Below are 11187 nucleotides of genomic sequence, written 5' to 3'. Positions count from 1 at the left end.
TTGAATTACAGGAAAAAATCCATGCGGAAGTAGATCGGCGCTTCGCGCTCGGTAACCACACCGGGTCTTTCTAACGAATGAGCAAAGGTCACGCTGGTGCTGACGTGTTTGCCACGGGCGAACAGCTCCAGGGAGTTGCTGGACACCCGGCCATGCACGTTGCCGTTGTAGCGGTCGTTGCGGATCACGCCCTGGTCGTAGCCGACACTGGCGCCGTACTCGGCGAAGGCCGGGCGCATCCAGTCGAGGGTCACCGGGCGCGCCCAGCGCACTTCGTTGCGCCAGTAGCCGCCGCTGTCACCGGTCAGCAACTGGTCCTTGAAACCACGCACCGAGGCCGAGCCGCCGAGGCTCATGCGCTGCGGCGAAAACAGCGGGTCTTCGCTACGTTGCCCGGTGGCCAAACTGCTGAAGCTGAACGACTCGCCCCACAGGCTGAACGGTTGCAGGTAGCTGACGGTGGCGGTGTATTTGCGGTAGCGCGAGTTCGGCTGGCGACGGCCTGCTGGGTCACGCTCGTCTTGGGCCTGGGCGTCGAGCAGGCCGATGCCGCTTTGCATGCCCAGGTCCAGGTTGACGAAGGCACTGCCGATGCGCCGACCGTGGTTGACGCCCAGTTGCAGTTCGCTGAGGCGGTTGCTACTGGGCGCGGTGCGCACGTCGAGGATGTAGTTGTTGGTACGCAGGTGCGCCAGGCCGACGTTGACCGAAGTCTTGCTGACGTCGTCGCGGTGGATCACTCGCTCGGCGCGCAGTTGGTGGTTCTGGTTGTCGCCGTCCTGCTTGTATTTGAAGCCGTCGGTTACGCCGTAGGTGCGGTAGTCGCTTTCGCTGTAGGTGTAGCTGAAGTTCCACCAGCCCCATGGCAGGTTGTAGTAGAGCATGGTGTTTTTCGAGGTTTTCTGGTGGTCGCTGATGGCGTCGTGGCCGCCGCGCAGCATCAGTTGGTCACCCAGGCCCAACGGGCTGTCCCACTCAAGGCCCGCGCCCCATTGCTGTTCGCCGGTGCTTTTCTGCCCGTCGTTGTTGCGCGACAGGCTGGCGCGCCAGGGCTTTTGCGCGGTGTTCTTGACCACCACGTCGCTGCCGCCGATTTGCTTGCCGGGGGTGAGTTCCATCTGCGCCTGTTTGGACGGCAGGCGGTTGAGCTGGTCCACCAGTTGCTCGATCTCGCGCAGGTTCAGTGCTTCACCGACTTTGCCGGGAAACGCCATGGCCAGCTCGCGGTCGGTCACCGTGCTGCCTTCGGCGCTGCGCAACGCTTCGAGTTTGCCTTCCACCACCAGCACTTGCAGGTGGCCGGTAGAGAGGTCTTGCTGCGGCAGGTACGCACGGCTGGTGACGCGGCCTTTGCCGAGGTAGTAGTCGGTGATGGTTTTGAGCAGGTCGTTCAGCTGGGACACGCCCAGGCACTGGCCGATGTAGGGCTTGAGCAAGCGCTCGCGGTCGGGCGCCGGCAGGCTGTCGGCGCCTTTGAGTTCGATGGTTTTGATCGGGAAGCAACGGGTGTCGGCCGGGGTTGCCGGGGCTTGGGGCTTGGGGCTTGTCCGCTTTGCCGGGCAGGTCCTGGAGTTCCTGCAGGCGCCGCTGTTGCTCTTCAAGCAGGCGGTTCTGCCGGTCGCGGATCAAGTCCTGATCGCCGGGCGTGGGGGCGGCGGATGCACTGTTCAGGCCCATGCAGGTGAGCAGGAAGGTGCAGAGCAATAACCGGGTCCATGGCAATAACGAAGACATGTTCGATCCATCGAAAATCAAGGGCCGCGAAACTAACATCGAACTTCCAGCCCGCCTAGAAACGGGCGACGTGGGGCCGTTCGACTGATTAGTTTTCTAACCTGTTGATTATTAATAATAATTTTTCATCAAAAGAGTTTAATTCGGGCACTTACGGTGATTATTCCGACAAGCGGCAACTGTTTTGATGGCGATTCGACGAATGACTTTCCGACTGCCATTACTTAGCCATCAGGTGTTCGTCGAGTTAGGTTAGTACCGGAGAAGGGGGAAAAGTTCGCGGGGGTTTTGTGAATTGGATCCCATTTATCGGAATTCCAACAAGAGGAGTGAACCACTGCAAGCCATGGGTGGAAATACTACCTGTGGGAGTGGGCTTGCCCGCGAAGGCGGTGTGTCAGTCAATAAAACTCTTACTGCACTACCGCTTTCGCAGGCAAGCCAGCTCCCACATTGGATCTTCATTGCTTTGAGCATTGCGTTCGCTTAACGCTAGCCAATGCCCTTGTCTTTGTCGGGCACCAGGGTCAGGCCGGGGCGTTCGACGTCGCGGGAGACGTGGGACTTCACTTCTTCGACGCCGCCCTCTTCATCGTTGTGAATCACCAGCACGCCGGGGCGGCGCAGTTGTTCGAGGTCGCCGTCGCCCAAGTTGAAACTTTCACTCAGGTGCTGGTCGCTCAGTGCATTGGCCTCGGCGCGGCGCTGGGCGAATTTGCGCCCGCGATGCTGCTGATAACGTGCCCAGCTGATCAGTATCACTGCATTGAACAGCGCGATCCACAGGTAAACCTGCAAGGTGTTGAGCGCAGCAAAGATAGGCGCCTCGATGCGTGGGCCGCCGTGGGTTTCAAGCATGGCGCTGATGCCTCGCGCCAGCAGCCAGATCAACCCACCCCACGCCAGCAGGGTCAGCAGCACATCGACGATCCACATCAGTGTGTTTTGGCGAGTTCTGACCAGTTTCATGATCAAGCCTCCTCTTGTGCAGGTTTGATACCACGGTCCGGGCTGACCCAGCGTGCGCGCTTTTGATGCTGGTTAAACAACACCTTGGGAAAGCTGACCAGGGTGGTGAGCAGGCTGACCAGCCAGAACACCATCGGGTACCACACGGTCCAGAACAGGGTTTTCCACAGGTCTTTTTCGTAGCGCCGGTCGATCAGGATGCTGACCGCAAACTGCAGCAGGCACACCATCGCCAGCACCAGGCCGGTAAACGCGGGTGGCACCAACGAGTCCACGGTAATCGCCGCCGGCAACGTGACGAATTTACCCACGGCCCAGAAGATCACCGACAGCAGGAAGGTAAAGGCCCAACCGGTGGACAGGCAGTATTCGAACAGCAGCGGCCACAGGTAGCGATGGCGCCATTGCCAGATGCCACGGATGTTCTTGAACAGCACTTCAGCGCCGCCCTGGGCCCAACGCAGGCGTTGTTTCCACAGGCCGCCGACGGTTTCGGGCATGAGGATCCAGCACAGCGCGCGCGGCTCGTAGAAGATCGCCCAGTGATCGAGTTGCAGCTTCCAACTGACATCGATGTCCTCGGTGATCATGTCGGTGCTCCAGTAGTCGATGCGGTCCAGCGCCTTCTTGCGAAACGCCACCACCACACCGGAGACCGTGAAGATCCGACCGAATACCCGCTGGGTACGCTTGATCAAACCGATGATCGAGGAGAACTCGCCCACCTGCACCCGGCCGATCAGGGTCGAGCGCGTACGAATGCGCGGGTTGCCGGTGACGGCCCCCAGGCGCGGGTTGTCGAGCATCGGCGCGACCATGTAGGCCGCCGCGTTTTTGTCGAGCAAGGCATCGCCGTCGATGCACACCAGGTATTCGCTGCGGGCAGCCACGGCGCCCATGCGCAGGGCCACGGCCTTGCCCTGGTTCTGAGCCAGATGCAGCACGCGCAAGCGCGGGTGTTGCAACGCCAGGGCATCGAGTACTGCGGCGGTGTTGTCGCTGGAACCGTCGTTGACCGCGATCACTTCGATGTTCGGGTACAACTGGCCGAGGGCCGCGCCAATAGTGTCAGCGACGTTATCGCCCTCGTTGTAGCAAGGGATGATGATCGAGATCAGCGGCTCGCCGGCCAGGGTCGGCGCCGGCGTGTCTTCTTTCCACGGCCAGTGGCGTTCCCAATGCAGCCAGAAGTACAGGCCACCAGCGATCCACAGCGCCGACATGAACAACGGGTAGAAGAACACGAAGTCCATCAGGAACTGCCCGGTCACCAGGAAGATCAGGCCCAGGGGCAAGCCCAGTACCAGTGCCAACACGAATATAGCCAGGATTCTGTCGAACATGATCAAGGGTTCCACTGGTTGGAAAGGGCCGGACGAATGGTCTTCAAGTCCGGGGAGTTTTCCAGGAAGTTGTCCGGGTAGTAGCCGAAACTGGTGACGCCCTGCCGTTTGAGTACACCCATCCACTCTGCCAATTGCTCAGCGCTGATATCCGGTGCGGCTGGGGTGCGCCAGTCTTTGGCTTGCAGTTCGAAGACGGTTTTTTCCAATGCGCCGGGGCGTGCCTTGACCGTGGCCACCAGTTTTTCCAGCCAGGCATTGGAGTCTTTCAGCGACTGGCCTTCCATCAGCGGCATGGCCATGGGCGCCGTCCAGTCGTAGGTCTTGAGGAAGTCATCGAGGTTCTGCGCGAACCAGGCTTCGCTGCCGGGGTTGAGCATCGGCTCGGCGAAGATATTGCGCGCGGTGAGGATCTGCGGGCCGCGAATGGCGCGCACCTTCACGGTCAGCTCGTTGGTGAAATCGGTCAGGTAGCGGCTCTTGAAGCGAGTCCATCGCTGCATCACGGCTGGGTCGGCACGCAGCGCGGCGATATTGTCCGGCAGGCCCTTGGCGGCGTAAGCCTTGAGTGCGGCAGGGCTGGCGTCTTCAAAGTCGCTTAGCAGCGCATCGTCGTGATACAGCACGCCGTCGATGGCACTGTTGCTGGTACGCGCCAGGTCTTCGTAGATCTCGCCGATGAGCTGGCGCACTTTCGGATCAAAGGGCGACAGGCGCTTGTATTGATCCGGATCGGCAGCAACCTTGCCGGTCTGCGGGTCCCAGCGGGTCACACGTGGCAGCTTGGGGTCGAGGGCAAAACTGAGCACCGGCATCCACGCAAACACGCTGGCATGGGCACGGGTATGCAACTGCCAGGAAACGCGGTTGAACAAATCGGCGCGCATCGGCAGGTGGCGGTTGGGGAAGTACAGCGAATGCACCAGACCGTCGCCCTTGGGATCGGCGTAGGCTTGCAGGAACACCGTGACAGCCCCCATGTCCACCACGCGCTGCACCAGCACGTCCAGGTTGTGCGCCTGTTGGACCGGGTCGGGGTCATAGACGTGATCCAGGTCCACATGCAAGACGCGCAACGGTGCCTTGGCCTGAACCGAAACCATGCTGCTGGCGAAGTGCTCACCATCCGGGTCGGAGGCCACCAGAAAGCGCGGGCTGTTCATCAGCTTGTTGGAATCATCCAAACCGTCATCCAGCGTAAGCGCCATCTCATAGCCGTGCTCACCGACCACGGCCAGGGTGGTGCCATCGGCCGCGCCATATGGCCACACCCATACCCGTGGAGCCTTGCCAGTGACGGTACGGATTTTATTGGAGATGGCTGCTACGTCAGTACGCATCCGCGCCTGGAACTGCGCTTCGGTTTCATAGCGACCGGTCGCCGGATCATAGCGGCGCGTGGTGGCCGCCGGTTCGAGGTTGCCCTGGGGATTGGCGAGTATGCCTTTGTGATTGGCGTCGGTATGGGCGGCGATTTCCACCAGGCCCGATCGGGACACTTCACGAATTTGCTGCCAGGTCAGGAAGTCGCCCCGTGGGCGCGGTGTACCGGCGAAGTCCACCGGCTGGTTCAGCGGGGTATCGATCCAACTGCCCACCGGCGCCAGCACGGCCGGCCAATTGTACGCCCGCAGGATCGGCATCACGCGGGTGTAGAAGCTGGAATAGCCGTCATCGAAGCTGAGCATCACAGCCTTGGGCGGCAGTGCCGGCCCGCCCCGGCGCGCAGCAAGGACTTGATCCACGCTGACCGCTTGGTAACCGTTCTCGCGCAGCCAGGCCAATTGCTCGATCAAGCGCTCGGTACGCACCGCCACCACGGCCTGGTCGGGATCGTTGTCCGAAACATCGTGGTAGGCAATGCCCAGGAAATGGTTCTTCGGCCACGGGGCCTCGCTGGCCAGTGTCGGCCGCTCGGCAGGTGGAACGAATGGCGCAGGTTGCTGGGCGCACGCGGCGGCCAGCATTACACCCAGGACCAAAAAAAAACGGCTGAGGAGGGTCATGGTCAGGCTCTTCTAGAAACGGTAAGTGAGGTCCAGGAGCAGGCGCAAATCGCGTTCGCGCTCGCCGTCGTAAGGTCGGCTGACCAGGCTCAGGTTGGCGCCGGCTTCCAGCACGTCGTTCCAGCGAAAGCGTTGGCCGTACCCGATCAAGCCGACACCACCGGTGGAATAGTCCTTTTGGCTATAGGTACCCGCACCAAGCTGGAACTGCTGACTCCACTGGGTTTCGTAGCGGTGATAAAGCACATGGTTGACGTTGACGGTAGGCAACACGCTGAAGTCGGACTTGGGGTTGAAGTAGATCGTGTCTTCCTTGCTGTTACGGCTGGCACCAACTTCCAGGCCCAGCTCGACTTGCACTTTGGGCGAGCTGTAGATGCCTTCGCGTCCCGTGAGCAAGGCTTCGACGCGATCGTTGCCATCGCTGAAATGGGACGGGCTGATGGCCAGTTTCCACTCGCGGCTTTCGTTGGCGCGCCAGCGGATAAAACCGCTGCCGCCGTTGGCCGTGACACCTTCATTCAACGCCCGCAACGGTGTGGTGTTGAGCAGGTAGCCAAGGCTGCCGCCGTACTGCCAGTGGTCGTTGATATCGCGGGCGATCGACACGCTCGCGCCTTGTTTGGCGCCATCGCCATAGGAGTGGTTGGACACTTCGGCTTCGATGGTCATGTCGCGGGTGCGCCGCTCCACGCCCACACGCTGCCAGCGGTGATGGCCAGTGCCTTCGGTGAAATCGGCAGTGCCGTAACCGACACCGGCAAACAGCCGCCAGTCTTCGTCGATGGGCGGGGTGTAGATCACGCTTTCTATGCCCCAGTCACGGCTACCCGACACCGCACCGGCCTCTTGGTTGTTGCCGCCACCGAAGCTTTTGCCGGTATAGGCTTCCACCCGCACTTCGGCCATGTCGTGCACATCACGCAAGCGTTTGAGGCGCTGTACCTGGCGGTTGTCCGGGGCGCGGGCAACGACGTCATCGGTGAGCAGGTCCAGTTGCCGCCATTCCTGCAGGTCCAGCGCGGTGAAGCCTTGGGACATTTCCACCCCGATGTCACGGGGGCTCTGGTTTTCGGTTTCCTTGAGCGAGTCTTCAGCGCGTCTCGGCCATTCACGGGCACGGTACATTTCTGCCTGTGCCAAACGTACACCGATGCTGCCGGGGGCCTTGCTCCCCAGGTTTTCCAGGGCTTGTTCGCTGGCATTCAGGTCCGCGCCATAGGTACCGGCCTGGGCCGCCAATTGTTGGGCGTCCATCCATTCGTCGTTAGGGTTGCCGATAGGCAAACCCTTGAGTTCAACCCGAGGTTTTTCGGTGCTGGCCAACTGCGTGGCGACCGTACGCGCCTCATCCACCTGGTCATTTTCCAACAAGGCGTAGAACAGGGCGGTGCTGTCTTTGACATGATCACCAACGTCGGCATCCGCCGCAGTCAGCGCCTGGCGATACAGGGGCGCGGCTTTTTCCGGCAGGCGCTGGTCGAGGTAGGAGGCGGCCACCCAACGCACGGCGTAGGTCGGCAACTGCACGCCTTGGGCGGTGAGCACTTCGTATTCGCGAATCACCTCAGCGGTCCGTGCACGGGCCTTGAGCGCGCCCAGGCGGTCGATGCGCCAACGCACGACGTCGTCGTGGGCCGTGGCGTCCGGCGCCCAGCGACTGATCAGTTTGTCGTAGTCCTGCAGGGCACGGTCTGCGATGACGTAGCGTTCCTTCTCGCTGCGCGTGGCGAACTCAGCCATGCGCACACGCTCGGCGGCAAGGTCACCTTCGAGGCGGCGCTGGGTGACCGCATCCACCAGCCCCGGGCGCTTGGCCGAGAGGCGCAGTGCCGGCTCCGGCAGCCGCGCCTTTTGCAGGGCAACGATGTATTCACGCGCCACTTCGGGTTTATCGCCCGCCCGGATAAAGGCTTGGTCGAATTCGAACAGCGCGTCGTAGTTCAGGCCGGCGCGTGTCAGCGCATAACCCAGGGCCATGCGGCGGTTCGGGTCATTGGGTTGCGCCGCCACCATCGTGCGCAAGCGTTGCACCGCTTCGTTGGCCTTGCCGCCATCGGCCTGGGTGAGGGCCTGGCCCAGTTGCAGGTCGACGTTATTGGGTTCACGCAGCAGCGCCTGGCGATAGACCGCTTCGGCCTGAGCCCACTGCTTTTGATTGCGATAAGTGCGCGCCACCGTGGCGAGTGCCTGGGTGGTGAGGTTGCGATGCTTGCCTTGCGCCTCGTAAACCTTGAGCACTTCAGCGTCTTGCCCGGCCCACCCGGCAATCACCAGGTGGTCACTGACCTGGCCTGGGGTTTGGCGTTCGGCAGACAGTTGGCGCAGTTGCGTCAACGCCGGCGTGAAGTGGCCGTTACGGGCCTGGATGATCAGGGCGTCGTAGGCTGGGTCGGCAAACGCAAGGCCTGGGATCAGCAATTGGCTGCACAGGGCGGCCCCGATAAGCAGACGCAACCGGCCTGAAGCACTGTAGGGGAGGTTTCGCAGCATATCGTGAGCTTCCTTACACACGGAAAGCCCTAACGATAGATGGTCCTGAGCAAAACGCATCAGGGTGTCGGCGTCTCGGGACCCGACCTAGCTTTCCTGTAGGAACTATCCCTTAGGGAAGTAGGGGGAAGCACAATTCAGAACAATTGTTCAGAATTGTACGATCGCGATTTTTTGCCCTCACACAAAACAAAAGTGGGAGCCGGGTTTGTGTGGGAGCCGGGCTTGCCCGCGATGCAGGCACCTCGGTCGTTCAGCCAGACCGGGACGATGCTATCGCAGGCAAGCCAGCTCCCACATTTTTTTACCGCATTTCAGGTTTATTGGGCGCCGCTGACCGCACCGGCTTTGGACATCACAAAGCTGAGGAACTGCTCAACGGTCATCTTCTGGCCGTTGAAGGTCACCTCGTTGTTGGCGTAGTGCAGCTTGGAAACCACGTCGGTGCCCACCAGGGTCGCCAGTTGAGTACCGACCGCCATGCTGCTGACCATCTCGGCCGCCATCTGCGATTGCTGTTCGATGGCTTTGGGGTCAGTCACGCCGCCCACCTGGGCTTGCAGGGCCGCCACGTCGCTGATCATCGGCTTGGACAGGGTCAGGTTGGCATCCAGCAGCGAGACCATTTGCTTGCCCAGTTCAACCGGCGGCAGCTCCATGGACGTTGGCTTGGTCAGGTCCACCACCAGGTTGAACTTGCTTTCGCCACGGGTGGTTTTGAGCGACAGGTTTTCCACGGCCAGTTGCGGCTTGGCGGCCAGCACCTGGTTGACGTTGGCTTCAGCCAGGGCTTGCTCGGCTTCGGTCATTTGCAGCTCCGGCACCGGTTGACCGGCAGCGGCGGCGGCTTGCACCGGTTGCATCTTGTCCTGGTAGAGCTTGGTCAGCACCAGCATCGCCGGAATGTCGACGTTCTTCATGCTCACGGCCATGGCGGCCGAGCCTACTGCTTTGCCCTGGTAGCCGATCTCGTCGATCTTGTAGTCGACGCGGCCAGCCAGGTTGTTGTCCTTGGTTTCGCTGGAGTCTTTTTGCTCGAAACCCTTGAGGGTCAGCACGGCTTTCTGCGGGCCGAAGGTGACCTTGGTGTCGGTCAGTTCCACGGTGTTCTGGCCGGTGTAGAAACCGAAGGTGGTTTTTTCCAGGTTGCTGGCGACGGTCAGGCCGGCCAGTTCCGCTTCGAACGGTGCGCCTTCGGCGTCCACTGCGGCAACCTTGAGGCTGTTCATGAAGCCTTCGGCCTTGACCTTCTGGCCTTCGGCGCTGCTGTCAAAGTTGAGGTTGGCGCCGGAGAAGCTCACCGAGGAGGTGGCGTCCTTGAATTCCAGGGGCAGCAATTCGATGTTGCCGCTCACCGAACGGCTATAGCCGATATTCGCCACGCCTTTGAGCGGCGACACGTCTTTGCTGGCGGCGAACCATTTTTCGGTGGTGGGGTTCTTTTCCAGTTCGTAGTGACTGGTGGCCATGACCGGCAACCACTTGAGCGTCACCAGGCGCGAGAACGGCAGCGGGCCGTGTTCGATGTGGTCGACGAACAGCAATTCGGGGTTCGGGTTGTCTTCGCCGAACACGCTGCCTTGGCCTTTGAGGCGATAGTGCGCGGTGCTGCTGAACACGCCACGGTCCAGAGACACCAGCTCCAGGGTCACGCTGCCATCGACGCCGGCCATGGAGGTCTGCAGTTCTTTATTGGCGCTCTGGATAGCGGTTTGCAGGACCGGCTCCAGTTGTTTACCGGTGTACCAGGCACCGCCCGCACTGACGGCGCCGACGGCGACAACAAAACCCAAGAAAACAACGGCTGGCTTATTCATGAAGTGACCTGATCAAATCCTGTGAGAAGTGGGCTGTCTTCCTTGAACCCCCGAGGGGATTGGCTCAAGCCCGCCGAAACGGGGGAAGATTAGCACTGGCAGGCGTAAACGGCCCAGCCTTTCAGAGGGATCAGTTCAGCAGGAGTTCAGGAGTACTCCTGCTCGACTTCATCCAATTGGTGATCAAAACTCTTCAAGCGTGCGGTCCAGGTGTACACCAGCACCTCGAACTCGCGATGTATCACGGCATTGCCGGGGGTGTCGGCCTTGGGGTCGCAAAAGTCCAGCTGGTAGCGCTCCCGGGCCATTTGCGTGGCCACGTCGGACAATTCCCGCGCGTTATCCAGCCAATGCCTACCGTCAGCAACTTGCCGATCCAGCAGCACACATTGTTTTTTCAGGACTTCGAGGCTTTTTTCCAGCGGCGTGCCGGTGAGGTCGCCCATGACTTCCTGGAACGTGCGCCCCGGCTGCCAGTAACTGCCCCAGAAATAGCGATCGAACACGGTTTCGACACGGCGCAGGGCGACCTTGGTGTCCCAGATCGCCACGCGGGTCTTGCCCTGTTCGAGGAGTTTTTTCTTCACCCGCTGGTTTTGATACGACGCCCAGGCCACCACGCCGATGGACAAGGTGCCGATCACCAGGCAGGCGCTGTCGAGGAACACCATGGCCTTGTCGAGTTGATGGGCGAGCATGACGCCATAAAAATACGCGGCCGATAACAAAACCAGTGCGAAGAGCACGCACCAGAAAGCGGGAGCATAAGGGTTTTTCATTCTTGGAATCCCCATGAGCAAACGCGAGCTTTGTCGGGTGAGGCAC

Annotated in this window: 6 protein-coding genes and 1 pseudogene; all 7 read right to left on the bottom strand. The window is 61.0% G+C overall.

Translation table 11 applies throughout. The features are described from left to right. Nucleotides 1-5 precede the first annotated feature (5 nt). The 7 genes and pseudogenes from CLM72_RS00780 to CLM72_RS00745 all read right to left on the bottom strand — a co-directional run bounded on the left by CLM72_RS00780 (nt 6) and on the right by CLM72_RS00745 (nt 11141). Nucleotides 6-1734, bottom strand: a pseudogene (locus tag CLM72_RS00780) (ShlB/FhaC/HecB family hemolysin secretion/activation protein). A 492-nt stretch (nt 1735-2226) separates the two neighbouring features. Continuing rightward, nucleotides 2227-2703 carry a poly-beta-1,6-N-acetyl-D-glucosamine biosynthesis protein PgaD gene (pgaD, locus tag CLM72_RS00775; protein WP_003187480.1) on the bottom strand — a complete coding sequence of 159 codons (477 nt, stop codon included), beginning with the start codon at nt 2701-2703 and terminating at the stop codon, nt 2227-2229. Nucleotides 2704-2705: 2 nt separating this feature from the next. After that, nucleotides 2706-4046: a poly-beta-1,6-N-acetyl-D-glucosamine synthase gene (gene pgaC / locus CLM72_RS00770; protein WP_105225347.1), complete on the bottom strand. Its 1341-nt coding sequence runs from the start codon at nt 4044-4046 to the stop codon at nt 2706-2708. A 2-nt stretch (nt 4047-4048) separates the two neighbouring features. Further along, nucleotides 4049-6052: a poly-beta-1,6-N-acetyl-D-glucosamine N-deacetylase PgaB gene (gene pgaB / locus CLM72_RS00765; protein ID WP_105225346.1), complete on the bottom strand. Its 2004-nt coding sequence runs from the start codon at nt 6050-6052 to the stop codon at nt 4049-4051. Nucleotides 6053-6064: 12 nt separating this feature from the next. After that, nucleotides 6065-8545 carry a poly-beta-1,6 N-acetyl-D-glucosamine export porin PgaA gene (pgaA, locus tag CLM72_RS00760; RefSeq protein ID WP_105225345.1) on the bottom strand — a complete coding sequence of 827 codons (2481 nt, stop codon included), beginning with the start codon at nt 8543-8545 and terminating at the stop codon, nt 6065-6067. Between the two features lie 320 nt (nt 8546-8865). Continuing rightward, the gene (locus CLM72_RS00750; protein ID WP_105225343.1) at nt 8866-10362 is read right to left on the bottom strand and encodes a YdgA family protein; all 1497 of its coding nucleotides are present in this window, start codon (nt 10360-10362) and stop codon (nt 8866-8868) included. A gap of 146 nt (nt 10363-10508) precedes the next feature. After that, nucleotides 10509-11141, bottom strand: coding sequence for a hypothetical protein (locus CLM72_RS00745; RefSeq protein WP_019819550.1), 633 nt, complete (start codon nt 11139-11141; stop codon nt 10509-10511). Nucleotides 11142-11187: the final 46 nt, after the last annotated feature.

The sequence above is a fragment of the Pseudomonas sp. MYb193 genome, from assembly GCF_002966775.1.
Classification (GTDB): Bacteria; Pseudomonadota; Gammaproteobacteria; order Pseudomonadales; family Pseudomonadaceae; genus Aquipseudomonas; species Aquipseudomonas paracarnis.
Note: the sequence above shows the minus strand (reverse complement) of the source record. Positions and strands in the feature narration are given on the sequence as shown.